At 72.8% G+C, this 25,828-nt stretch carries 14 protein-coding genes, 1 tRNA gene and 1 other RNA gene; 12 read left to right on the forward strand and 4 right to left on the reverse strand.

Features of this window, described 5'->3' with window-relative positions; genetic code table 11:
• Positions 1-123 precede the first annotated feature (123 nt).
• The 6 genes from BIV03_RS12475 to BIV03_RS12500 all read left to right on the forward strand — a co-directional run bounded on the left by BIV03_RS12475 (position 124) and on the right by BIV03_RS12500 (position 8,365).
• Positions 124-2,349 carry an adenylate/guanylate cyclase domain-containing protein gene (locus BIV03_RS12475; protein WP_083403412.1) on the forward strand — a complete coding sequence of 742 codons (2,226 nt, stop codon included), beginning with the start codon at positions 124-126 and terminating at the stop codon, positions 2,347-2,349.
• Positions 2,346-3,779 carry a mechanosensitive ion channel domain-containing protein gene (locus BIV03_RS12480; protein WP_070418391.1) on the forward strand — a complete coding sequence of 478 codons (1,434 nt, stop codon included), beginning with the start codon at positions 2,346-2,348 and terminating at the stop codon, positions 3,777-3,779. The genes BIV03_RS12475 and BIV03_RS12480 overlap by 4 nt, the downstream gene beginning before the upstream one ends.
• Before the next feature lie 10 nt (positions 3,780-3,789).
• Positions 3,790-5,154, forward strand: a complete 1,365-nt coding sequence (locus BIV03_RS12485) for a cystathionine beta-synthase (protein WP_070418392.1) — start codon at positions 3,790-3,792, stop codon at positions 5,152-5,154.
• A gap of 47 nt (positions 5,155-5,201) precedes the next feature.
• Positions 5,202-6,347 (forward strand): cystathionine gamma-synthase, encoded by a 1,146-nt coding sequence (locus BIV03_RS12490; protein ID WP_071295942.1) that lies wholly within the window; start codon positions 5,202-5,204, stop codon positions 6,345-6,347.
• Positions 6,348-6,420: 73 nt separating this feature from the next.
• Positions 6,421-7,809, forward strand: coding sequence for an MFS transporter (locus BIV03_RS12495; RefSeq protein WP_083403413.1), 1,389 nt, complete (start codon positions 6,421-6,423; stop codon positions 7,807-7,809).
• Positions 7,810-7,819: 10 nt separating this feature from the next.
• Positions 7,820-8,365, forward strand: a complete 546-nt coding sequence (locus BIV03_RS12500; RefSeq protein ID WP_175475816.1) for a substrate-binding domain-containing protein — start codon at positions 7,820-7,822, stop codon at positions 8,363-8,365.
• A 19-nt stretch (positions 8,366-8,384) separates the two neighbouring features.
• On the opposite strand, the gene BIV03_RS12505 is transcribed toward BIV03_RS12500, so the two are convergent.
• On the reverse strand, positions 8,385-8,966 hold the full coding sequence (locus BIV03_RS12505; RefSeq protein ID WP_070418395.1) for a TetR/AcrR family transcriptional regulator: 582 nt from the start codon (positions 8,964-8,966) through the stop codon (positions 8,385-8,387).
• Between the two features lie 271 nt (positions 8,967-9,237).
• Between BIV03_RS12505 and BIV03_RS12510 the strand changes: the two genes are divergently transcribed.
• Together BIV03_RS12510 and BIV03_RS12515 are read left to right on the forward strand one after the other, a co-directional pair.
• Entirely contained in the window at positions 9,238-10,494 is a 1,257-nt protein-coding gene (locus tag BIV03_RS12510) for a multidrug effflux MFS transporter (protein WP_071295965.1), read from the forward strand.
• A gap of 62 nt (positions 10,495-10,556) precedes the next feature.
• A complete protein-coding gene (locus BIV03_RS12515) occupies positions 10,557-12,527 on the forward strand; it encodes a helicase HerA-like domain-containing protein (RefSeq protein ID WP_071295966.1) in 1,971 nt (656 codons plus the stop codon).
• A gap of 4 nt (positions 12,528-12,531) precedes the next feature.
• Here BIV03_RS12515 and BIV03_RS12520 read toward each other — a convergent pair whose 3' ends face one another.
• The gene (locus BIV03_RS12520; protein WP_070418396.1) at positions 12,532-13,173 is read right to left on the reverse strand and encodes a hypothetical protein; all 642 of its coding nucleotides are present in this window, start codon (positions 13,171-13,173) and stop codon (positions 12,532-12,534) included.
• A gap of 313 nt (positions 13,174-13,486) precedes the next feature.
• Positions 13,487-13,574: transfer RNA gene (locus BIV03_RS12525), tRNA-Ser, on the reverse strand.
• A gap of 120 nt (positions 13,575-13,694) precedes the next feature.
• On the opposite strand from BIV03_RS12525, the gene pta reads away from it, so the two are divergent.
• Positions 13,695-15,803, forward strand: coding sequence for a phosphate acetyltransferase (pta, locus tag BIV03_RS12530; RefSeq protein WP_071295944.1), 2,109 nt, complete (start codon positions 13,695-13,697; stop codon positions 15,801-15,803).
• Positions 15,804-15,855: 52 nt separating this feature from the next.
• Complete coding sequence (locus tag BIV03_RS12535; RefSeq protein WP_071295945.1) at positions 15,856-17,052, forward strand: acetate/propionate family kinase; 1,197 nt, start codon at positions 15,856-15,858, stop codon at positions 17,050-17,052.
• A 148-nt stretch (positions 17,053-17,200) separates the two neighbouring features.
• On the opposite strand, the gene BIV03_RS12540 is transcribed toward BIV03_RS12535, so the two are convergent.
• Positions 17,201-17,875: an SDR family oxidoreductase gene (locus BIV03_RS12540; protein ID WP_071295946.1), complete on the reverse strand. Its 675-nt coding sequence runs from the start codon at positions 17,873-17,875 to the stop codon at positions 17,201-17,203.
• Positions 17,876-17,912: 37 nt separating this feature from the next.
• Between BIV03_RS12540 and ffs the strand changes: the two genes are divergently transcribed.
• Positions 17,913-18,009: signal recognition particle sRNA small type (gene ffs / locus BIV03_RS12545), an RNA gene on the forward strand.
• A gap of 416 nt (positions 18,010-18,425) precedes the next feature.
• On the forward strand, positions 18,426-25,796 hold the full coding sequence (locus BIV03_RS12550) for a choice-of-anchor G family protein (protein ID WP_175475818.1): 7,371 nt from the start codon (positions 18,426-18,428) through the stop codon (positions 25,794-25,796).
• The last annotated feature ends 32 nt before the right edge of the window (positions 25,797-25,828 follow it).

A 25,828-nucleotide genomic window follows, 5' to 3' on the forward strand; every position in this document is an offset into this window, starting at 1 on the left:
CCGTCCGTCGTCGGGTCGCGACCACGGCGTTTTCCGGTCGACCCGACGGACACGAACGATGCTCGTGTGGTAGCTGTGAAGGAACCACACTCAAGCGCACCGTGCCCCTGAGCGGAGTCCGAAGTGACAGCAGTCCCACCGACGTCCGACCCCATCCCGCCCACGGGCCGGATCGCCCCCGATGCACCACGCGTCGTCGAGGACGCGCCCCGCAAGAAGGGGAAGTTCCGCGCGTTCCTCACGAGCGGCTCCCTCGACATCCAGTCCAAGCTCCTCGTGATGCTCCTCGCGGTGAGCATCGTGGCGGCGCTGGTCGTGGGTGTCGTCGGCTACCTGAACGGCCGGAGCTCGCTCGAGGCCGCGGCGTTCAACCAGGTGACCTCGCTGCGCGAGGCGAGGATCACCGAACTCCAGCGCTCGTTCGGCCAGTTCACCCAGACGGTCGTCGCGCAGACCCGCAACGAGAGCGTCATCGGCGCGACGAAGGCGTTCGAGTCCGGGTGGGACGACCTGCAGTCGCGGCCGGTGTCCGACGACGACCACACGAAGGTCGAGGACTGGTACCGGGACTCCTTCGTCCCGCAGCTCGACGACCGCAACGGCGGCACCGCCAACCCGGACCAGTTCGCGCCGACCGAGGACCCGCAGGCCTACCTGCAGGCGCGGTACACGGCGCCGTTCACCGACTACGACAAGGCCATCGACCAGGACGACGCCGGTGACGGCAGCGCGTGGTCGGCGGCGCACGCCGAGTACCAGCCGTACTTCAAGCAGGCGGTCGAGTCCGCCGGGTACGAGGACCTCCTGCTCATGGACACCGACGGGGACGTCGTGTACTCGGCGTACTCCGGCGCGGACCTCGGCACGGACCTCGAGAGCGGGCCCTACCGCGACTCGAACCTCGCGACCGGGTACCAGCAGGCCCTGCAGCTGACGAGCTCGGACGACTTCGTGGTGACGGACTTCGCGCGGTACGTGCCGAGCCTCAACGTCCCGACGCTCTGGGTGATGTCGCCGGTGGGGGAGGACGGCAAGATCATCGGGGTGATGGCCGTCCAGGTGCCGGTCGACCTCATCACGCAGGTCATGACGGGCAACGAGCAGTGGAAGGACGACGGCCTCGGGGACACCGGGGAGTCGTACCTCGTCGGTGCCGACCACCTCATGCGGTCGTACCCGCGCCAGCTCATCGAGCACCCGAAGCAGTACCAGCGCGACGTCGTCGCTGCCGGGACGGCGCCGTCGACCGCGGCCCGCCAGGTCGCGGTGAAGGGCTCCGTGCTCCTGCAGGAGGTGAACACGACGCCGGTGACACGGGCGCTGCAGGGGAAGTCCGGCACCGTGATCTCGACCGACTACCGCGGGAAGGAGGTGCTCGCGGCGTACGCGCCGCTCGAGGTCGACGGGCTCCGCTGGGTCGTCGTCGCGCAGATGGACACGGCCGAGGCGTTCGCCCCGGTGAACGACTTCGCCCGGAACATCGGCCTCGCGCTCGTCGGGATCATCGTCCTCGTCAGCCTGCTGTCCCTGCTGCTGGCCCAGGTGTTCGTCCGGCCGATCCGCCGGTTGCAGACGGCGGTGAACCGGGTGTCGTCCGGCGACCTCGGCGTCGAGGTGCAGACGAAGGCCGGCGACGAGATCGGCGACCTCGGACTCGCGTTCAACGACATGAGCCGCAGCCTGCAGGTGAAGCAGGACCTGCTCGACGAGCAGCGGCGGCAGAACGACACCCTGCTGCTGACGCTCATGCCGGAGGAGGTCGCCCGTCGCTACAAGCAGGGCGACGAGACGATCGCGGCCGACCACCAGGACGTCGCCGTCGTCTACGCGGACATCATCGGGTTCGACGAGTTCGCCGCCGGCCTCACGGCCGAGGAGTCCCTGTCCCTCGTCAACGACGTCTGGCGCTCCCTCGACGAGGCGGCCACCCGCCACGGCGTCGAGCGGGTGCGCACGACCCGGAGCGGGTACCTCGCCAGCTGCGGCCTGAGCGTGCCGCGCGTGGACAACGTCCGCCGCGTCGTCGACTGGGCGGAGGAGGCGCAGGGCGTGCTCGAGCGCTTCAACGCGCAGCACGGATCGAAGATCGGCTTGCGCGCCGGCATCGACACCGGCCAGGTCACGAGCGGGCTCGTCGGGCGCTCGAGCATCGTCTACGACATGTGGGGCGACGCCGTCAGCCTGGCGTACCGGGTGCAGGGGATCGCCCCGGCGCCGGGCGTGTACGCGACGCAGCGCGTGGTCGACAAGCTCGGCGACCGCGGGGGCGTGCAGGACGCCGGCGAGGTGCAGACGCAGGCCGGACCGCAGCGGGTCTGGAAGCTCGAGCGCACCGGAGCGGCGTCGTGACCGCGTTCTGGGAGCAGCCGTGGTTCTGGCCGGCGATCAGCGTCATCGTCGGCCTGCCGCTGCTGCTGCTCGTCCTGACCGAGCTGCAGTCGAACCTCGAGCGGCGCGGCAACTCGCTGCACAAGGTGGTCGGACTGCTGCGGAACGCCGTGGTGCCGATCATCGCGATCCTCGTCCTGTCCGTCCAGGTCACCGACGCGGTCGACCCGGGCAAGCCCGTGGTGAACCAGATCATCGGCACCGTGCTCGGGTTCCTCGTGATCGTGTTCGTGCTGAACGGGCTGAACATCGTCCTGTTCACGAACGCCCGGAAGGGCACCTGGCGCGAGAAGATCCCGTCGATCTTCGTGGACATCGCCCGCATCGTGCTCATCGCGCTCGGGCTGGCGCTGGTGTTCAAGATCGTCTGGGGCGCGGACGTCGGCGGGATCTTCACCGCGCTCGGTGTCGGCTCGCTCGTCATCGGCCTCGCGCTGCAGTCCGCCGTCGGCCCGGTGATCGCCGGGCTGTTCCTGCTGTTCGAGCAGCCGTTCCGGCTGGGGGACTGGCTCGACGCCGGTGGCGTGCGCGGCCGGGTGGTCGAGGTGAACTGGCGGTCGGTGCACATCGACACGGGCGCCGGGATCCTCATCATGCCGAACTCCTCGTTGGCGGGGGCGTCGTTCACGAACCTCAGCCGGACAGGAGGCACGTTCCCGGTCGCCACGGACGTCACGTTCACGACGGACGACCCTCCGGCAGCGGTGGTCGCCCTGCTGCAGCGGGTCGCGTCCGGCCTGCCCCAGCGGTACCCCGGCACGCAGCCGGTGGCGGTGCCGACCGGCGGATCGTCGTACACCGTGTCCTTCGAGGTGCGCGGACCGTCGCAGGAGGGCGACGCGCTCGCCCAGTTCCGGATGTGGCTCTGGTACGCCGCCCGGCGCGCAGGGCTCGGCCTCGACGGCGACACGACCGACGACTTCGTCACCGACGAGCGTCGGGACGCCGCCCTGGCGTCGATCGCGCCCACGCTGTACCTGACGGGCGACGACGGGGCCGCGCTGGCACCGCTCGTCCGACTCGAGCGGTACGCCGCGGGCGAGACGATCGTCACGGCCGGCACGGTGCCCGACGCCGTCCGGTTCGTCCTGTCCGGCAGCGTCGACCTGCGCGTCCCGTTCGAGGACGCCGAGTTGCCGGCGACGCGCGTCGAGACCGGCGACTACCTCGGGCAGACGGCGTTGACCCGGGAGGCGCTGCTCACCACCGCCGTCGCGCTCACCGAGGTCGCGGTGCTGGTCGTGCCCGCCACCGCGCTCGACCAGATCGTGCGCGGCACGCCGGCGCTCGCCCGGGACATGGGGGAGGTCATCGACCGCCGCCGGCAGGAGGTCTCCGCGGCGGTGTCCGCCCACGTCGCATCCCAGCGGAAGACGGTGTCCGCCGCCTAGACTCGACCGCGTGCGTTACGCGAACTCCGTGGTCGACCTCGTCGGCGACACCCCGCTCGTCAAGCTCAACCGGGTGACCGAGGGGGTGCGCGCGACCGTCCTCGTGAAGGTCGAGTACCTCAACCCCGGTGGGTCGTCGAAGGACCGGATCGCCACCAGGATCATCGACGCGGCCGAGGCCTCCGGCGACCTGGGCCCCGGCGGCACCATCGTCGAGCCGACCTCCGGCAACACCGGTGTCGGCCTCGCGCTCGTCGCCCAGCAGCGCGGCTACCGCTGCGTGTTCGTCCTGCCCGACAAGGTCGGCGAGGACAAGCGGAACGTGCTCACCGCGTACGGCGCCGAGATCGTCGTCACGCCGACGGCCGTCCCGCCCGAGCACCCGGAGTCGTACTACTCGGTGTCCGACCGGCTGGTGCGCGAGATCCCCGGCGCCTACAAGCCGAACCAGTACGCCAACCCGAACGGCCCGCGCAGCCACTACGAGACCACCGGTCCGGAGATCTGGCGCGACACCGAGCAGCGCATCACGCACTTCGTCGCGGGTGTCGGCACCGGCGGCACCATCTCCGGCACCGGACGCTTCCTGAAGGAGGCCTCGGACGGCCGTGTCCGCATCGTCGGCGCCGACCCCGAGGGCTCCGTCTACTCGGGCGGCACCGGTCGCCCGTACCTGGTCGAGGGCGTCGGCGAGGACTTCTGGCCGACCGCGTACGACCCCGGAGTCCCCGACGAGATCATCGCCGTGTCGGACGCCGACTCGTTCGCGATGACCCGTCGGCTCGCCCGTGAAGAGGGACTGCTCGTCGGTGGCTCGAGCGGCATGGCGGTCGTCGCCGCGCTCCGCGCCGCCCGCGACCTCACCGAGGACGACGTGGTCGTGGTGCTCCTGCCGGACGGCGGCCGCGGCTACCTCGGCAAGATCTTCAACGACCGGTGGATGCGCTCCTACGGCTTCGCCGAGACCGACGACGAGCGCACCGTGGGGTCGCTCATCGCGGGCAAGGACGGCCGGCTGCCCGACCTCGTCCACGCCCACCCGGCGGACACCGTGCGCGAGGTCGTCGACATCATGACGAAGTACGGCGTCTCGCAGATGCCCGTGCTCAGCGCCGAACCGCCCGTCGTCATCGGCGAGGTCGTCGGCGCGGTGGCGGAGAAGGACCTGCTCGAGCAGGTCTTCACCGGCGCCGCGAAGATGACGGACGCGCTGTCCGGATTCGTGGGCGACCCGCTCCCGCTCATCGGTGTCGGCGAGTCGGTCTCGTCGGCGCGACGTGCGCTCGAGTCGGCGGACGCCCTGCTCGTCGTCGAGGACGGCAAGCCCGTCACCGTGCTGACCCGCCACGACCTGCTCGCCTACCTGTCCGAGTGACCCGCGTCCCGCGTGACGCCCCCGACCCAACGAGGAACGAAGCCCGCATGACCGAGTTCAGCACCCGCGCCGTCCACGCCGGCCAGGAGCCCGACGGCCCCACCGGCGCCGTCATCCCCCCGATCCACCTCACGTCGACGTACGTGCAGGACGGTGTCGGCGGCATGCGGAACGGCTACGAGTACTCGCGCGCCGGCAACCCGACGCGCGACTCGCTGCAGACCCTCCTGGCGGACCTCGACGGCGGCGTCGCGGCGTACTCGTTCGCGTCCGGGCTCGCCGCCGAGGACGCCCTGCTGCGCGCCACGCTCGTCCCCGGTGCCCGCGTGGTGATGGGCAACGACGTGTACGGCGGGACCCACCGCCTGGTCAGCCGGTTGCACGTGCCGTGGGGCGTCGAGCTCGTGGTCGTCGACATGAGCGACACCGACCGCGTCCGGGCCGCGCTCGAGGGTGCTCCGACGCAGACCGTCCTCTGGGTCGAGACCCCGACGAACCCGCTCATGAAGATCGCCGACATCGCCGCGCTCGCCGAGATCGGCCACGCGGCCGGTGCCGTGGTCGTCGTCGACAACACCTTCGCGTCGCCGTACCTGCAGCAGCCGCTGTCGCTCGGCGCCGACGTCGTCGTGTACTCGACGACGAAGTACCTCGGCGGCCACTCCGACGTCGTCGGCGGCGCCGTGGTGCTCGCCGACGAGGAGCTCGCCGCGAAGGTGCAGTTCCTGCAGTTCGGCGCGGGGGCGATCTCGTCGCCGTTCGACGCGTTCCTCACCACGCGCGGCATCAAGACCCTCGCGGTCCGGATGGAGCGGCACTCGCGGAACGCCCAGGCGGTGGCCGAGGCACTCGTCGGTGCTCCGGGTGTCGAGCGCGTGTACTACCCGGGGCTCGCCGAGCACCCCGGCCACGACGTCGCGGCACGCCAGATGCGCGGCTTCGGGGGCATGCTCTCGGTCGCGCTGAGCGGCGGGCCCGAGGCGGCGCGTCGCTTCGCGGAGTCGACCGAGGTGTTCGCGCTCGCCGAGTCGCTCGGCGGGGTCGAGTCGCTCATCGGGTACCCGTCCGAGATGACGCACGCGTCGGTGAAGGGCACGGAGCTGGCGGTGCCGGAGAACGTCGTGCGCCTGTCCGTCGGCATCGAGGACGCCGGCGACCTCGTGGCGGACCTGCAGCAGGCGCTCGCGCGCTGACCCACTCGACGGCGGTGGCGGGCCCGACCTCGGCGGCCCGCCCGGCGTCCGTGGGCGGCCCTACGATGATCGGGTGAGCACCGCGGCGACGAGGACCAGTCTGTTCAGCGGACCTTACGCCCTCGCCACCGTCGGCATGGTCGCGATCGTCGCGGTCGCGGCGTTCCAGAACCTGGCGATGACGACCGTCATGCCGGAGATCAGCCGCGACCTCGACGGCGAGACCCTCTACGCGCTGGCCTTCGCCGCACCCCTGGCGGCCGGCGTGCCGGGCATGGTCCTCGCGGGCAACTGGACCGACCGCGCGGGTGGACGCATCGTGGCGTGGGTGTCGGCCGGCCTCTTCGCCGTCGGCACCGCCGTCGTCATGCTGGCCCCGACGATGGAGGTCTTCCTCGTCGGCCGGCTCGTCGAGGGCTTCGGTGCCGGCGCGATCGACGTCGTGCTCTACGTCCTCGTCGCCCGGATCTTCCCCGCCGACCTGCACGGCCCGGTGTTCGCCGGGTTCGCCGCCGCGTGGGTGGTGCCGGCGCTCGTCGGTCCGGCGCTCGCGGGCATCGTCACCGACGTCTGGAACTGGCACTGGGTGTTCGCCGGTGCACTCGTCATCGCGGTCGGCGCGTTCGCCCTGCTCGTCCCGACCCTCGGCCGGCTGCACCCACCCGCACCCGAGGTCCGTCCGGCGTGGCAGCGGTCCCGGATCGGCTGGTCGGTCGCCGCCGCGGTGGCGATCCTGCTGCTCAACGTCGCCCCGGACCTCGGCGCGTGGGCGCGGGTCGCCGCCGTGCTCATCGGCCTCCTCGGGACGTGGTTCGCACTCCGCCCGCTGCTGCCCGCCGGCACCTTCCGCGCCGCCCCGGGGCTGCCGTCGGTGATCCTGCTGCGGGGGCTCGTCGCCGCCTCGTTCTTCGGCAGCGAGGCGTACGTGCCGTTCCTGCTGCAGGCGAAGGACGGCCTGTCCGCCTCGGCGGCGGGGCTCGCACTGACGGTCGCGGCGCTCAGCTGGGCCGGGTCGAGCTGGCTGCACGGACGGCTGGGCGAGGAACGGCTCACCGCGACCCGGACCTTCGCGATCGGTCTCGCGCTCGTGCTCGTCAGCCTGCTCACGGCGCTGACGGTCGCCACGTTCGGCCTGCCGTGGTGGCTGCTCGTCGTCGGGTGGTTCGTCGGCGGCGCGGGCATGGGGGCGATCTACCCGCGGACCTCGATGCTGACGCTGCGCTTCTCCGGCGAGGGCGACGACGGGTTCGCGAGCTCGGCCCTGACCATCGCCGACGCCTCGGGCAGCGTGATCGGGCTCGCCGTCACCGGGCTGCTGTTCATCGGGACGGGCGGTGCCGACGCCGCGGTGTCGTTCCCGCTCGTGTTCGGCGGCATGACCCTGATCGCGGTGCTCGCCGTCGCCGCGGTCCGTCGCCTCGGCCCCGTCCCGGCACCGTCCGTCGTCGCGGTGGGCGGGTAGCGTGGCGGTCGTGCTCCTCCGCGTCGTCACCGCCACCGTCGTCATCGGTGCGGCCCTCGCCCTGGCCGGCTGCCAGGGCACGACGTCGGCGGCGCCCACGCCGGTGCAGAGCACGGACCTGACCAGCTCCGACGGCGGGTTCGACCGGCACGCGGTCATCGGCGTGGTCCTCGAACCCGGGCAGGACACGCTCGGTACCGACCTGCGGGCCGGACTGACCGACGCCGGCTTCGCCGCGGACGTCCGCGTCGCACCGGCCGACGGGTCCGCCGCCGCACAGCGCACCGCGGTGGACCAGCTCGTGCGCACGGGCGCGAAGGCGTTGCTCGTGCGGGCGGTCGACGCCTCGGCGCTGACCGGGGTCATCCAGACGGCGCACGACGCCGGTGTCGTCGTGGTGTCGCTGGGGGACCCGCTGCCGACGAGCGGCACGGGTGGCGACGGCGTCTCCGCGGACTACCGGGTGCCGGCCGGCGACGACCAGGCCGACCTCGTCAGCGGGGCCGTCGACGTGGTCGAGTCGCTCCAGCGGGGCGAGAAGCCCACGACCGACTGACGTCCGTCGGGCAGGGCGGTCAGCGCCACCACGACGGGAACGACAGCACGATCGTGTCGACCAGTGCCTTCCGCGACCGCCGCGGTCCGGCGAGCCAGGCCTCGATCGCGCCGACGAAGCCCTGCGCCACGAAGCCCGCGGCGACGTCGTCGAGGAGTTCCGGCCGGTGCTCGCGCTCGAGCGTGCGGATGTGCTGCTCGCTCGACACCGTGAAGTGCTCCACGAGGAGACGGTGCAGCGACGCGTCGTTCGGGTCCGGGAGCGCCTTGCCGTAGATCTCGCGGTGCGCGACGACGTGCTCGACGACGGCGTTGATGCCGCGTCGGGTGATCGTCGCGAACTCGTCGACGCCGGCACCCCGGGCGAACGCCGCGCGTCGGACCTCGGCGTCGTCCTCGCGGATGCGGTCGAGCTCCGGTGTGAGGACGTCGGCGAGCAACGACCCGGGGGAGACCGCGTGCGAGTAGAACGTGGCGCGGTTGATGCCGGCCGCCCGGGTGACGTCGGCGACCGTGATCTCGGACACCGGCCGGTCGGCGGCCAGTCGCAGGATTGCCTCGCGCAGGGCAGCGGTCGTGTGCAGGATGCGGGCATCCACCATGACGCCACCCCCTTCTGATCCGGTTCCGTCCCGCCGGTGTTCCGGCGGAACGGGCGGGACGACGTCCGCCGGCGGTCGACCGGCGGCGAGCAGTCCGACGGTACCGCATGTGCCGCGTCCGAGCGGGGCGGGAGCCGTGGCAACACGCGGGAGAACGCCCCGGACTGCTGCGGTGGTGCTCGGGGGACCCGTAGGATGGTTCCGCGGACGAATCGATTCGATCGACGCCGCGATCACCTCCCCACCCCTCACCGTCGAAGGACTCCTGCTCGTGACCGCGCCCGCCACCACCGGTTCGCTCCGTGTCGTCCTGCACCCGGGAGACGCGCTCTCCCGCCGGCAGCGACTCGTCTACGTCTTCGTCCTGGGCGCCCTCACCGCGCTCGGACCGTTCACGATCGACCTCTACCTGCCGGCGTTCCCGTCGCTCAAGGACGAGTTCGGCATCACCGACGGGGCGGTGCAGCTCACCCTCACCGCGACGACGCTCGGCTTCGCGGCCGGACAGCTGCTGGTCGGCCCGTGGAGCGACAAGGTCGGTCGCCGGCTCCCGCTCATCATCGCGACGAGCCTGCACGTCGCAGCGTCACTCGGAGCCGCACTGGCACCGAACGTCGAGGTGCTGGCGCTCTTCCGCGTCCTGCAGGGCATGGGCGCAGCGGCCGGTGGCGTCGTGGCGATGGCGACGGTGCGCGACCTGTTCGGCGGCAAGCCGCTCGTGCGGATGCTGTCCCGCCTCGCGATGGTGAACGGCCTGGCGCCCATCCTCGCCCCGCTCATCGGCTCGCAGATGCTCCGGTTCGTGAGCTGGCACGGGATCTTCGTCTTCCTCGCCTGCTACGGCGCCGCTGTCGTGCTCGCCGCGGTCCTGCTCATCGTCGAGACGCTCCCGCCGGCACGTCGGCACGAGGCCGGGCACTCCACCATCGGGCAGCGGTACCGGGCACTCTTCTCCGACCGCGTCTTCGTCGGGGTCGCGCTCATCGGGGCGATGGTCTTCAGCGGGCTCTTCTCGTACCTCAGCGCGTCACCGTTCCTGTTCCAGGGCCTGTACGGGCTCGACGCGCAGCAGTACGGTCTGCTGTTCGCGGTGAACTCGGTCGGCGTCGTCGTCGGCGTGCAGGTCTCCGCGCGGTTGGCGCAGCGCGTCGGACCGCAGTGGATCCTCGCGTGCTCGACCGCGACCCTGTTCCTCGCCGCCGTCGCGATCATGGTGCTCGACCAGCTCGGCGCCGGACTGGTCGGGGTGCTCGTGCCGCTCTGGTTCTTCATCGCCGCGTGCGGCTTCTCGTTCCCGCTCGTCCAGGTGATCGGACTCGCCGCCCACGGCAAGGAGGCCGGCACCGCCGCCTCGCTCCTCGGCGCGCTGAACTTCGGCGTGGCGGGGATCATCTCGCCCGTGGTCGGGTGGATCGGCATCACCACGGCGACCCCGATGGCAGCGGTGATGGCGTGCACGTCGGCCGTCGCGATCGTGCTGCTCTGGGCGGTCGTCCGACCGAGGACGGTCCCGGCGCTCACGCACTGACCGTCGCACGGTGCCACGGCACGCGCCGGACAGGAGCGTCCGGCCGTTCGTATGCTGTGGACATGAGCGACGTGGTGGCGCAGGCACGGGCAGCGGCCGAGGCAGCGAAGCAGGCGGCCGACGAGGCCCGGCGCCTCGCGGACGAGGCGGTGCAGCGGGCGGAGGAACTCGCCGCCGCGGTGGCGCAGGGCCAGGAGGCGCGGCTCGACCCCGACGCGGAGCCGGCGGTCGTCGACTCCCCGGCCCCGGCGGTGGACGCGACCGCCCCGGCGGGCGAGCCGACGTCGACGACCGGCACCGTGCCTCCCGAGCCGACCACCACCGAGGGGCCGCTCGGCGCGGACGCCGTCGCGGCGATCCGCGCCGGCTACGAGGTCGAGGGCAGCGCGCTGCAGCTCGGCGCCCTCGTGAACGGTGCCGCGGTGCCCGACGTGCAGGTCCGGATCCCGCTCGGCATGCTCAACCGACACGGTCTCGTCGCGGGCGCGACCGGCACGGGCAAGACGCGCACGCTGCAGGTCCTCGCCGAGCAGATCGCCGCGAACGGGGTGCCCGTCTTCGCCGCCGACATCAAGGGCGACCTGTCCGGGCTGGCGGTCGCGGGCACGCCGAACGACAAGCTCCTCGCGCGCACCGCCGGGATCGGCCAGGAGTGGCGCGCGGTGGCGAGCGAGGCGGAGCTCTACTCGCTCGGCGGGCAGGGGACCGGCGTGCCGATCCGTGCGACCGTGTCCGGGTTCGGACCGCTCCTGCTGTCGAAGGTGCTCGGGCTGAACGACACGCAGGAGTCCTCCCTCGGGCTCGTGTTCCACTACGCCGAGCGGGCCGGGCTGCCGCTCGTCGACTTGTCCGACCTACGGAGCGTGCTGACCTTCCTCGTGAGCGACCAGGGCAAGGCGGAGCTCGCCGAGCTCGGCGGACTGTCGAAGCAGACCGCCGGGGTGATCCTCCGCGAGCTGATCACCTTCGCCGACAAGGGCGCCGACCAGTTCTTCGGCGAGACGGAGATCGACACGACCGTGTTCCTCCGCACCGCCGCCGACGGCCGGGGGATCGTCAGCCTGCTCGAGGTGCCCGGCGTGCAGGACCAGCCCGAGGTCTTCTCGACGTTCCTGATGTGGCTCCTCGCCGACCTCTTCAACGAGCTCCCCGAGGTGGGCGACCAGGACAAGCCGAAGCTCGTGTTCTTCTTCGACGAGGCGCACCTGCTCTTCAGCGGGGCGTCGGCGGACTTCCTCGAGCAGATCGTCCGCACGGTCCGGCTCATCCGTTCGAAGGGCGTCGGGATCTTCTTCGTCACGCAGACCCCGAAGGACGTCCCGAACGACGTGCTCGCCCAGCTCGGCTCGCGGATCCAGCACCAGCTGCGGGCGCACACCCCCGACGACGCGAAGGCACTCCGCGCGACGGTGTCGACCTACCCGACGAGCGACTACGACCTCGGGGAGGTGCTGACCTCGCTCGCCACCGGTGAGGCGATCGTCACCGTGATGAACGAGAAGGGCGCGCCGACGCCGGTGGCCTGGACGCGCCTGCGAGCCCCCGAGGGCTCGATGGACCCGATGCCCGCGGCCGAGATGACGGCACGGGTGCAGGCATCCCCGCTCCTGCCCACCTACGGCACGCGGCTCGATCCCGACTCGGCGTACGAGATGCTCGCCCGCCGGATGGAGGCCGCCGCTGCGGACGCGGCTGCCGCGGACGCCGAGAAGGCCGCGGCGACCGCTGCCGCCGAGGCGGAGAAGGAGGCGGCCCGCGCCGCTGCCGCCGCAGCGAAGGAGGCCGCCGCGAAGGAGAAGACCGAGGCGCGCGAACGAGCGGCGGCACAGAAGGAGTACGAACGGGCGCAGCGGGAGTTCGAGCGAGCCGAACGGGCTGCCGATGCGCGGCGGTCGGGGCGCACGTCGTCCCGGACGACGACGTCACGGAAGGCGGACGACCCGCTGTCGGACCTGCTCGGGTCCGGGCTGGGCAGGACGATCGCCAAGGAGGTCGTGCAGGGGATCTTCTCGACCCTGCGCCGCCGTCGCTGAGGGGTCAGCCGAGGAGGCCGGTGGTCTCGACCACGAGCAGCCCGGCGACCGCGAGGACCGCCACCGCACCGACGGCGACGTACGCTCCGCGCTGCTCGTACCAGGACCGGCTCGCCGGGTAGCGCCGCACGAACTCGCGGATCGACATCGGCCGGGTCTCGTCGGTGACCTGCACGCCGAGGGCGTCCACGATGCTGTCGATGCCGGCGTCGCTCCAGGTGTCGGCGCGGAGGCGGAACAAGTGGGCGCCGGCGGCGTCGAGCGCGATGAGTTCGCGCGTCGTGCGCTCGACCGCGCTGCCGTACGTGGTGGCGAGGACCAGGCTGTGGACGCGGTCGCGGTCCACCCGACGGTTCTGCGTGAGGACGCCGCGCACCGTGATCGCCACGGGGTCGATGCCGATGAACGCGGTGCCGAGGCGCACGAAGACGACGGCGACGGCGGCGGCGAGCAGGATGACCGCACCCGTGACGACCGGCCAGAGGCGCATCGGGAGGGAGACCCAGACGAGGGCGACGGCGAGGGGGACGGCCGAGAACACGACGCTCAGGATCGTCGAGCGCACGAGCGAGCGACGCGGCCGGAGGACCACGTCGTACACGGTCGCGCTCGGCCGAGCTGCTGCCGGCGCCGTCAGGTCCCCCACGTGGACTCCTCGTCCCTCGGGTGCCCGGGCAGCGTTCGACGCTCGCCCGGGGAGCGCGCCCCTGCCGCTCCGTGCACCGTGTCCGACCCGTCCCGGGGCCGTCCTTCGGGTCAGTCTAGGCGACCGACGGGTATCGGGGACAGCCCGTTCCACCCCTCGGCATCGATTCCCGGCCAGTCCATGGCGAACGGGGTTCGGCGGGGTCCGCCGGGTGGGGGACCGTCCTGTCCGGAGTGCGCCGGAGTGCTCCGGAGTGCTCCGGACGACGAACGCCCGGGAACCGATCGGTTCCCGGGCGTTCCGTGCTCTGCTCTGGCGGAGAATGGGGGATTCGAACCCCCGAGGGCTTGCACCCAACACGCTTTCCAAGCGTGCGCCATAGGCCACTAGGCGAATTCTCCTGGCGCCGTCTTCCGACGACGACACCCAATGGTACAGGTTCTCCGGAGTGCTCACGACCGCGTGTCGGAAGTGCCGGGGCTCCCAGATGTCGTGCCGTGTGCGCCGACTACCCTGGACGCGTGTCGACCCGCATCTACATCACGTCAGCAGAAGGACACACGGGCAAGAGCACCGTCGCCCTCGGTGTCCTCGAGACCCTCGCACGCTCGGTCGGACGGGTCGGGGTGTTCCGACCGGTCGCCCGCTCCGTCGACGAGCCGGACTACGTGCTCGAGCTCCTGCTGCAGCACACCGCGGTCGGCATCTCCTACGACGACGCGGTCGGCGTCACCTACGACGACGTGCACGCCGACCCGGACGCGGCGCTCGCGACGATCGTCACCCGCTTCGCCCAGGTCGAGCGGCAGTGCGACGCGGTCGTGGTGCTCGGATCGGACTACACCGACGTCGGCAGCCCCACGGAGCTGTCGTTCAACGCCAAGGTCGCGGTCAACCTGGGCGCTCCGGTGCTGCTCGTGCTCGGTGGCCGCGACGCCGCCGAACGCGGTGCCCGCACCCCCGAGGACATGGCCCAGGTCGCCGACGTCACGACGAGCGAGCTCCGCGCCGCGCACGCCCAGCTGTTCGGCATCGTCGTGAACCGTGCCGACCCCGATGCCCTGCCGTCGGTCGTGTCGAGCGTCCGGCAGGCGGTCAGCGACGACCACCCCGACCTGCCCGTGTGGGCCATCCCCGAGGACCGCGTCCTCGTCGCCCCGACCGTCCGCGCCCTGCTCGAGGCCACCGGGGCGACCCTGGTGCGCGGCGACGAAGCGCTGCTCGACCGCGAGGCCCTCGGTACCGTCGTCGCCGGCATGAGCATGGAGAACGTCCTGCCGCGCCTGATCGAGGGCGGGATCGTCGTCGTCCCGGGGGACCGCAGCGACGTCCTCATCGCGACGCTCCTCGCGAACCAGTCGGAGACCTTCCCGAGCCTCGCCGGGGTGATCCTCAACGGCGGGTTCGAGACGGCACCGCAGATCTCCCGCCTGCTCGAGGGGCTGTCGAGCTCGCTGCCGATCGCGCAGAACGACCTCGGCACCTACGACACCGCGCTCCGCATCACCCAGACCCGCGGACGCCTCGCGGCGGACTCGCCCCGCAAGGCCGACCTCGCGCTCGCGCTGTTCGAGCAGCACGTCGACGCCGACGCCCTCCGCGACCGCCTGCAGCTCACGCCCTCCGGGGTCGTGACGCCGCTCATGTTCGAGCACGGACTGCTCGACCGGGCCCGCGGGTACGGCAAGCGCATCGTCCTGCCCGAGGGCGAGGACGACCGCATCCTCCGCGCCGCGTCCACACTGCTGCAGCGCCAGGTGTGCGAGCTCACGATCCTCGGCGACCCCGCCGCGATCCGGACCCGGGCGACCGAGCTCGGCCTCGACCTCGACGCCGCGCAGCTCGTCTCCCCGTTCGACCCCGACCTGCGTGAACGCTTCGCCGAGGAGTACACCCGCCTCCGGGCGCACAAGGGCATGTCGATCGAGCTCGCCCGCGACACCGTGACCGACGTGTCCTACTTCGGCACGATGATGGTGCAGCTCGGGCTCGCCGACGGCATGGTCTCCGGCGCGAAGCACACGACGGCGCACACCATCCGGCCGTCGTTCGAGATCATCAAGACCCGGCCGGACACCTCGATCGTGTCGAGCGTCTTCCTGATGGCCCTCGCCGACCGGGTCCTCGTCTACGGCGACTGCGCGGTCATCCCCGACCCGACGAGCGAGCAGCTCGCGGACATCGCGATCTCGTCCGCCGAGACCGCGACGCAGTTCGGCATCGACCCGCGCGTGGCGATGCTCAGCTACTCGACGGGCGACAGCGGCTCGGGAGCGGACGTCGACAAGGTCCGCGCCGGCACCGCCTTCGTGCGTGAGCGCCGCCCGGACCTGCTCGTCGAGGGGCCGATCCAGTACGACGCCGCCGCCGACCCGACGGTCGCGTCGACGAAGATGCCGGACTCGCCCGTCGCGGGTCGCGCCACGGTGTTCATCTTCCCCGACCTCAACACGGGCAACAACACGTACAAGGCCGTGCAGCGCTCGGCCGGTGCCGTGGCGATCGGCCCGGTCCTGCAAGGCCTGCGCAAGCCGATCAACGACCTCTCCCGCGGTGCGCTCGTCGGCGACATCGTCAACACCGTCGCGATCACCGCGATCCAGGCCGGCACCGCGACCGACGCGGGCTGACCCGCGCGACCCGCACCGCGCCTCCCGTCCGACCGAGAAAGTGACCCATCCCGTGACCGCAGCCCTCGTCGTGAACTCCGGATCGAGTTCGTTCAAGTACCAGCTCATCGAGCTCGGGGGGGAGCGCACGCTCGCCTCCGGGCTCGTCGAACGCATCGGCGAGTCGACGGGTGCGTGGAAGCACACCAACGCGCTCACGGGGGAGTCCTCGTCGAACGACTCGACCCCGGTGGCCGACCACGCGGCCGGTTTCCAGGCCATGATCGACGCCTTCGCGAAGGTCGGGCCGTCCTTCGACGAGCACCCGCCCGCCGTGGTCGGCCACCGCGTCGTGCACGGCGGCACCACCTTCGACCGGGCCACCGTGGTGACGGACGAGGTCGAGCAGCAGATCGAGGCGCTGAACAGCCTCGCGCCGCTGCACAACCCGGCGAACCTCGAGGGCATCCGCGCGGCGAAGCAGGTCTTCTCGGACGTGCCGCAGGTCGCCGTGTTCGACACCGCGTTCCACCAGACGATGCCGCCGCACGCCTACACGTACGCGATCCCGGCCGACCTCGCCGCGAAGTACGCGATCCGCCGCTACGGCATGCACGGGACGAGCCACAAGTACGTGTCCGAGCAGGCGGCAGAGTTCCTCGGCCGTCCGCTCGCCGAGCTCAAGACGATCGTGCTGCACCTCGGCAACGGGGCGTCCGCCGCGGCGATCGACGGTGGACGCTCGATCGAGACCTCGATGGGCCTCACCCCGCTCGAGGGTCTCGTGATGGGCACCCGCTCCGGAGACCTCGACCCCGCGGTCCTCATCCACCTCCACCGCGAGGCCGGGCTCTCCTTCGACGAGCTCGACACCATGCTCAACAAGGAGTCCGGGCTGCTCGGCCTGACCGGCAACGGGGACATGCGCGACGTGCAGGACGCGGCGCTGCACGGTGACGAGGTGGCCGAGGCAGCGCTCGCCGTGTACCGGCACCGGATCCGTCGGTACGTCGGCGCCTACACGGCGCAGCTCGGCGGGCTGGACGCGGTGGTCTTCACCGCGGGCGTCGGCGAGAACAACGCGCTGCTGCGCCGGCGCGTGCTCGCCGGGCTCGAGCACCTGGGCATCGAGATCGATGCGGACCGCAACGAGTTGGCATCTCGGGAGGCGCGGCTCATCTCCACGGACACGTCGCGCGTCGCGGTGCTCGTGATCCCCACGAACGAGGAACTGGAGATCGCCCGGCAGTCGGCTGCGGTCGCGCTCTGACGCGCGGCGCGGCGCGGCGCCGCGCGGCGGGCGGCGCGCTTGCGGCGGGCGCGGCGCCGCGATCGAACCACGAATCCGACGTCGAACCACCGTCGTCGCCCGGTTCGATGTCGGATCCGTGGTTCGACGCCGCTGCCGTCGGCGGGCGTCAGCCGAGCGACGCGACCGCGGCGGGGATCGGGGTGTCGCCGCTCGTGACCTCGAACTGCACGCCGACCGCGGTGTCGTCGAGGAGCGCGTGGAGCACCACCTCCGCGACGTCCGAGCGTGGGATCGTGCCGCGGGGAACCGTGGCGCCGACGTCGACCGTGCCCTGGGGCGGCGTGTCGAGCAGACCCCCGGGTCGGACGATCGTCCAGCGGAGGCTCCGCGCCCGCAGGTTCGCGTCCGCCTCGGCCTTCGCGCGGAGGTACACCTGGAAGACATCGGCCTCGGACCGGGCGGGCACGACCGCACGCTCCGGGTCGTACGAGTCCGCCGCCATCGCCGAGATCATCACGTAGCGGCGGATGCCGGCGCGCTCGGCCGCGTCCGCCAGGAGGATCGCCCCGTCCCGGTCGACCGAGAGCTTCCGCTCGGCGCCGCTCCCCGGACCGGCCCCGGCGGCGAACACCACCGCGTCGACCCCGCGCAGCCGGAGCCCGAGTTCGTCGTCGTCGAGCTGCTCGAGGTCCGCCACGATCGCCCGTGCGCCCTGCTGCTCCACGTCGGTGACGTGCGCGGGGTTGCGGACGATGGCGACGGCGTCGTGGCCGGCGTCGGTGATCTGGCGGGCGAGGAGGAGGGCGATCTGGCCGTGGCCTCCGGCGATGGCGATCTTCATGTGTCCGATCTTGCCCGTCGCGTCCGGTAGACTTCTCGGCGGCTCCTCACGTGACGCCATCCAGGCCAACTCCCCCAGGGCGGAAACGCAGCAAGGGTAACCGGGCTCTGGCGGGTGCGTGAGGAGTCTTTTCCGTTCCCGGGGGAGGGTAACCGGGGCTGTGTCTGTCCCGGTGCGGGTGCGTGAGGAGTCTTTTCGTGCGCCCGGTGTCTCTTTCGTAACGGGTTGCGGACAGCAACCTGATCGTGTGCAAAGATCGCCCTCAGGAACCCCCAACCAGGGCTCCTGACCCTCCACCGCCTCACCAGCGGGGGAGTTCCGGATCAGGTGGCGAGCGCGCTCGCCAGGAAAAGAGACACGCATGCGCAGGCACGTGTCGCTGCGGGGTACCCGTGTACCCACGACGGCGGGCGACTGGACACGACGGATCTTCGGTGCTGGCGGCCGAGCTCGACGACGAGCATCGGACGATCGGCGTCTCCTCCTGCGCGGCGGCGTCATCGCCACGGTGACGGCGCTCCTCGCCGCCACCGTGGCGATCCAACCCGCTGTGGCTGCACAGACCGACGTCTCCGAGGCCGAGGGGCTCCTGCTCAGCGGCTCGGGCATCGTGGACGTCGACGGCATCGCCCAGCTCGGCGGCGCCTACTCCGCACGCGGTGCGACGACCGGCGGCGGGACGACGAACCAGCCGCTCAACGTCGAGGCCCTGAACACCGTGGGGGTGGACCTCGGCAACGACATCGACCTGCTCGGGGCGAACGGCATCCTCACCCTCGGGGTGGCCGGCCAGTACGCGACGACCTCGGCGAACGGTGCGACGGCGTCCTCCGGCCTCCTGACGAACGACGGCGGCATCGGCGTCGGGACCGGGATCGGCACCGGGGCGTCGACGCTCGACCTCAACCCGCTCTTCAGCCGGGTCGGTGCCGACACGACAGTGCTCTCGAACGCGCAGCTGCGTGTCGGGGCGCTCGCCTCGACCCTGTCCGCGACGCGCGGCGCGACGGTCAGCACCACGAGCGACTACCGGATCGCCGGAGCCGACCTCACGCTGACGAGCCCCGCCGTCCAGGGGCTGACGACCTCGCTCCGCGACGAGCTCCGCACGGTGTCGGGTTCGGTGAACGGCGTCTTCGGCACCGGGGGAGCGCTGCAGGGCACCACCGCAGCGGTGTCCGGCCAGATCCAGACGCTCCTCCGCCAGGCGCTGCTCGGCACGGTGAACGTGAGCGGCACCACCATCACCGCGAACGTGAACCTCAACCTCGACGGCACCCTCACCCAGGTGCTCCAGCAGCCGCTCACGGACGGCGCCGTGACGATCGTCCCGGCCACGGGCACCATCACGGTCGACCTCGACAAGCTCACGGCCCTCAACGGCCAGCCCGCGAACACCCCGGTGCTGACGACGGTCGCGGTGGACTCGATCAACCAGAGCATCGCCACGATCCTCGGCACGCAGCTGCCCACCACGCTGCAGACGGCGGTCGTCAACACGATCAACTCCACCGCGGTGCGCGTGAACATCGCCACCAACGCCACCGTCCTCGGGCAGTCGGCGGCCGCGATCGGTCTGCAGGTCGACACGACCCTCGGCGCGCTGGCCGGCACCGCGACGGCGAACCCGACCATCACCGCATCGGGGAGCCTCGTCGGCCTGCCGCTGCCCCTCGGTACCGTGCTCGCGCCGGTCGTCTCCGGCATCGTCGTCCCGACCCTGCAGACCGCGCTCCGGCCGATCATCGGCGGGACCGCCCTCACGCAGCTCGGCACCACCCTGACCACCACGACCACAGCCGTGGCGACGCTGCTGTCGCCGGTCGTCCTGCTCCTCCGCCAGGTCGTCGACCTCACCGTCAACGCGCAGGACACCACGACCGGGTTCCGCGACGGCCGCGGGTACGACCCCGGCTCGCGGAGCGTGCACGCCCTGCGGCTGTCGATCCTGCCGGGGGCGAACGTCGCCACCGTCGACCTCGCCACGTCGACCGTGCGGGCCTCGGCCTTCGTCGCGCCGACGATCACGGCACCGACCGCGAACCAGGTGTTCAGCGTGCCGACGGCGTCCTCCACCCGCAGCGTCACCGTCAGCGGTGCCGGCGAGCCCGGAGCCACGATCGCCGTGACCCTCGGCGGCGGCCGGACGGGCACCGCGACCGTGGCGGCCAACGGGACGTGGAGCACCTCGGTGGCGAACGTGCCCACCGGCACGTACACGGCGACCGCGACCCAGACCCTCGGGGGAGCAGCGGCGGGCTCGGCCACGCAGCAGTTCTCCGTCGTCGCGCAGCAGGCCCTGACCATCTCGACGCCGACCGCGGGGCAGACCTTCACGACCACCGGCGCCACCGCGCCGGTGACCCTGACCGGCACCGCGACCGCGAACGCCCGCATCGACGTCGACCTCGGCGGCGGCCTCACCGCGACCAGCACGGCGAACGCGAGCGGCGCGTGGAGCACCACGGTGCCGAACGTCCCGATCGGCGAACCGACCGCGAGCGTGACGCAGACGGTCGGGGACACCACCTCGGCGCCCGTGACCCGGGCCTTCCGGGTCGTCGCCGCAGCCGGCCTCACGGTCGACAGCCCGACGGCCGGCCAGGACTTCCCGCTCGCCGGCACCACCCGGGACGTGCCGTTCTCCGGTTCGGCGCAGCCCGGCGCCCGGGTCGACGTCGACCTCGGTGGCGGCCGCACGGCCACGACCACGGCGAACGCCGGCGGTACCTGGTCGACGACGGTGACGGGTGTCCCCGCGGGGTCGTACTCCGCCCAGGTGACGCAGACCGTCGGGTCCTCGACGAGTGCCCCCGTGACACGTGCCTTCACGGTCACGGCCGCCCCGGCGCTGACGATCGACGCACCCGAGGACGGCAGCACGATCACCGTCGCGGACCCGACCTCGACCACGCCCGTCACGGTGTCCGGCACCGCCGCACCGAACGCGCAGGTCACGGTCGGCATCGGCGGGTCCTTCACCGCGACGGTGACCGCGAACGGCGACGGCGACTGGGAGGCGACCTTCCAGGGCGTCCCGGTCGGCGACCGCACCGCGACCGCTCGGCAGACCGTGGGCGGGACGACCTCCGGCCCCGTGACGAGCGACTTCACCGTCGCCGCCGGTGACCCGATCGCGATCACCGCCCCGGCACCCGGTGCCACCGTCACCGTGCTCGACGCGGACACGACGACCGACCTCGACGTGACCGGCACCGCCGTCCCCGGCGCCGACGTCGCGATCTCGCTCGGCGGCGGGCTGACCGCCACCGCGACCGCGAACGGCGACGGGGACTGGACCGCCACGGTCCAGGACGTCCCGGTCGGCCGGTACACGATCCAGGCGACGCAGACCGTGGGCGGGACCACCTCGCCGGCGGTCCGCCAGGTCGTGACGGTCGTCGCCGGCGCGGCGCTCGCCGTGACCTCGCCGACCCAGGACGGCACGACCGACGTCGCGACCGACGACTCGACGATCGACGTCGTCGTCTCGGGCACCGCGCAGCCGGGCGCCGGCATCAGCGTCGTCCTCGACGGGACGGGCGACCCGGTCACCACGACCGCCGGTGACGACGGTGCGTGGTCGGTGACCCTGCCGGACGTCGGCACGGGCGACCACACCGCGAGCGTCACGCAGACGGTCGGCGGGCAGACGTCCGCAGCCGTCGACCGGGACTTCGCGATCGCGGTCGGCGACGACCTGGTGATCGAGTCGCCCACGGACGCGCAGGAGGTCCCCGCGGGAGCGGGCGGCCAGATCGGCGTCGTCGTGCGCGGCACCGCCGAGCCGGGTGCGAGCGTGCGGGTCACGGTCGACGACGGCGACCCGGTCGACGTGGTCGCCGACGGCTCCGGCAACTGGGCGACCGACCCGACGCAGCTCGGCATCGGCGACCACACCGTCACCGCCGTGCAGACCGTGAACGGCACGACCGGACCCACGGTGACGCGCGACTTCACCGTCGTGCCGGGGACCGCCGTCGCGATCGACTCGCCGGCCGTCGGTTCGCGCTTCGTCGTCGTCGACGGCGACGCGACCGCGACCGTCCCGATCTCCGGCACCTCGGAGCCGGACGCGGACATCACCGTCTCGCTCGGCCCGGACACGCAGTTCACCACCACGGCCGACGGCGACGGTGTGTGGAGCGTCGACGCCACCGGTCTCGCACCCACCGGCACGTACACGGTGAACGCGAGCCAGAGCGTCGAGGGCGTGGTCACCACCGCGATCCCGACCACGTTCCAGGTCGTCTCGGCCGCGCAGCTCGCGATCACCGCCCCCGGCACGGCGCCGATCACGGTCGCGGGCGACGACGTCCGACGTGACGTGACGGTCTCCGGCACCGGCCAGCCCGGCGCCGCGGTGACCGCGAGCACGACCGGCGAGGACGACCAGCGGACGACGGTCGCCCCGGACGGCACCTGGTCGGTGACCTTCCCGGACCTCGCCGTCGGCGAGCACCCGGTGTCGGTGACGCAGACGCTGCCCGGGACGGTCTCGTTCCCGGCGGTCTCCGACCCGGCGACGCGCACCGTCACGATCGAGGCCGCGGACGCGGTCACGGTGACGACCCCGGCCGCCGACGCCGTGCTGCTCGTCCCGGACGCCGACGCGACGCGTGACGTCACGGTCACCGGGACGGCCGAGCCGAACGCTCCGGTCACGGTGCGACTCGGCGACGACGAGACGACCACCACCGCGGACGGCGACGGCGACTGGACCGTCACGTTCGGCGGGGTCGGTGTCGGTGACCCGACGCTCACCGCGACCCAGACGGTCGGCGGGACCAGCGCCTCCAGTCCCGCACAGACCGTCACCGTCCGTGCCGGGACCGCGCTCTCCCTGACCGCTCCGACGAACGGCGCCGTCCTGTCGGTCGCCGACGCGGCCGGCACGGCCGACGTGCGGGCCGCGGGCCGGGCACAGGGCGGGGCCACCGTCACGGTGACGCTGTCGAACGGCGACTCCGACGAGGTGACCGCCGCTGCCGACGGCGCCTGGGAGACGACGTTCGCGGACGTCCCGGTCGGCGACTACACGGTCCGCGCGACGCAGGTCGTCGGCGGGCAGACGTCTGCACCCGTCACCGCGGCGGTGTCGGTCCGCGCCGGTGCGCCGCTCACGGTGACGACCCCGGCCGGGGCCACCTCCGTGACGGTGGCCGACGACGACGCCACGACCGACGTGCGGTTCGCCGGCACCGGCCAGCCCGGGGCGACCGTCACGGTCGACCTCGGTGACGGCGGGACCGCGACGGCACGGGTCGACGACGACGGGGACTGGGCCACGACGGTCGAGGACGTGCCCACCGGTTCGTGGACGGCGGAGGTCACCCAGGCCGTGAACGGGACGACGAGCGCGGCGGTCGCACGACCGGTGTCCGTCGTCGCCGCGGCCGACCTGACCGTCCGCCAGCCCGGCGAGGACCCGATCACCGTCGCGGACGGCGACGCCACCACCACGGTGACGATCGCCGGTGACGCCCAGCCGGGCGCCACCGTCACGGTCACCGTCGACGACCGCGACCCCGTCGAGGTCACCGCCGGTGACGACGGCGCGTGGAGCGTCGACGTGCCGGACCTCGGCGTCGGCACGCACGACGTCAGCGTCACGCAGACGGTCGACGGGTCCACGTCCACCACCCCGGTCGAGTCGGCCTTCGAGATCGAGGCCGGTGCCCCGGTCGAGATCGCCGAACCGACGGCGGGCCAGGAGTACACCGTCGCCGGCGAGGGCGCGACCACCACGGTCGACGTCAGCGGGACGGCGGAGCCCGGTGCGACCGTCGTGGTCGACCTCGGCGGCGGACGCAGCGAGTCCACCACCGCGGACACCGACGGCGACTGGAGCGTCTCGGTGCCCGACGTGCCCGCCGGCACCCCGACGGTCAGCGTCACGCAGCGGATCGGTGACACCGTCTCCGCCCCGGTCACCGTCGGCATCCGGGTGCTCGTCGCGGACCCGATCACGATCGCCACCCCGGCGAACGGATCGACCGTGCGCGTCGCGCAGCAGGACTCGATCGCGACCGTGACCGCGAACGGCGCCGCCGAGCCGCTGGCGACCGTCCGGGTGGCGGTCGACGGGGGCGACCCCCGGACCGTGACGGCGACCGCCGCCGGCACCTGGTCCGTCGACCTCGAGGGCCTCGGCACCGGCGAGCACACCGTCCGTGCCACCCAGACGGTCGAGGGATCGACCTCGGCGCCGGTCTCGACGACCTTCACGGTCGCCGCGGGTGCAGCGCTGACGGTCGACACGCCGGCGGACGGCGACACCGTGACCGTGCCGGCCGGCACCACGACCGCGAGCGTCCCGGTCAGCGGCCAGGGGCAGCCCGGCGGCACCGTGCGGATCGTGACCGACGACGGCGACCCCGTCCAGGTCCCGGTCGGCCCGGACGGCCGCTGGTCGACCGAGCTCACCGGTCTCGACGCCGGCGACCACACGATCGTCGTCACGCAGGTCGTGAACGGCACGACGTCGTCGCCGATCGAGCGCGACCTGACGGTGGAGGTCGCCGCGGTGGACGCGATCGTCGTCACCTCCCCGGAGAACGGCACCGCCTACCGCGTGCTCGGCGGCTCCACGGACGTCCGGGTCACCGGTGTCTCCGCCCCGAACGCGGCCGTCTCGGTCCGCGTCGACGGCGGGGCCCCGGTCACGACGACGGCGGACGGCGACGGCGAGTGGGCCGTCACCGTGCCGGACGTCGGCACCGGCCCGCACACGATCGCCGCCGCGCAGACGGTCGGCGGGACGACGACGAACGCCCCGCAGGTCGGGTTCTCCGTCGCCGCGGCCGCACCGGTCCGGATCACCAGCCCGACCGACGGCCAGGTCGTCCCGACCACCGGTGCCACGACGTCGATCCCGGTCAGCGGCACCGCCGAGCCGGGCGCCACGGTCTCCGTCGACATCGACGGCCGGACCGCGACGACGACCGCGGGTGGTGACGGCTCGTGGACCGTCACCGTCACCCGGGTCCCGCCGGGCACCCACACCGTGTCGGCCACCGAGACCGTCGGCGGCGTGACCTCCGACCCGGTGACGAGCACCGTGCGGGTCGTGGTCGCCCAGTCGACCGACGTGACCATCGCGAGCCCGGTCCCCGGCCAGCTCATCCCCGCGACGGGCACCGGCGACACCGGCAGCTTCACCGTGACCGGGCACGCCACACCGGGAGCGCTCGTCACGGTGCGCCTGTCGAACGGGCAGGTCCGCACCACGACCGCGGACGCCGACGGCGACTGGAGCGTCACGTTCGACCGCGTCCCCGAGGGGGAGTGGACCATCGAGGCGTCGCAGTCCGTGAACGGCACGACGACGGTCTCGCAGCCGGTCCCGATCGTGGTCGACGCGGTGGAGCCGCTCGCGGTCACCTCGCCCACGCCGGGCGCGCACCAGACGGCCTCGGCCGCCGGGACCGTCGACTGGCGGGTCACCGGGACCGCCGAGCCGGGAGCGACCGTCACGGTCGTCGCCGACGACGGCACGCCCGTCACGACGACGGCGGCCGAGGACGGCACCTGGTCGGTCGTCCTGCGACTGGCGGTCGGGCAGCACACCATCCGCGTGACGCAGACGGTGGCGGGTGCGACGTCGGCCGTGCAGTCGGTCGCGGTCGTGGTCGACGCCGCGGTGCCGGGTGGCCCCGGCACGCCGGGGACGCCCGGGACGCCCGGAACGCCTGGGACACCCGGAACGCCCGGTGCGCCCGGGATGCCGGGCGCGCCCGGGACCGGCGGCAACGGGTCCGGGAGCGGGAGCGGGACCGGTTCCGGGCCCGGCGGGCTCGCGTTCACCGGTGCCGACGTGGCCCCGCTCGCCGGGGCAGCGGGTGGCCTGGTGGTGCTCGGCTTCCTCCTGCTGGGTCTGTCGCGGCTCGCCCGCGGCGTCCGCCGCCGCGGACGCGTCTGAGTCCGTCGCACGCACGAACCGCGCCTCCCGTC

This window comes from Curtobacterium sp. MCBA15_016 (assembly GCF_001865105.1).
GTDB lineage: Bacteria > Actinomycetota > Actinomycetes > Actinomycetales > Microbacteriaceae > Curtobacterium.

What these genes read in the sequence shown, in the direction of transcription:
- BIV03_RS12490 (WP_071295942.1), top strand. Translation starts at nt 5,202, where the DNA reads ATGACCGAGTTCAGCACCCGCGCCGTCCACGCCGGCCAGGAGCCCGAC.
- BIV03_RS12505 (WP_070418395.1), bottom strand. Translation starts at nt 8,966, where the DNA reads ATGGTGGATGCCCGCATCCTGCACACGACCGCTGCCCTGCGCGAGGCA.
- BIV03_RS12515 (WP_071295966.1), top strand. Translation starts at nt 10,557, where the DNA reads ATGAGCGACGTGGTGGCGCAGGCACGGGCAGCGGCCGAGGCAGCGAAG.
- BIV03_RS12540 (WP_071295946.1), bottom strand. Translation starts at nt 17,875, where the DNA reads ATGAAGATCGCCATCGCCGGAGGCCACGGCCAGATCGCCCTCCTCCTC.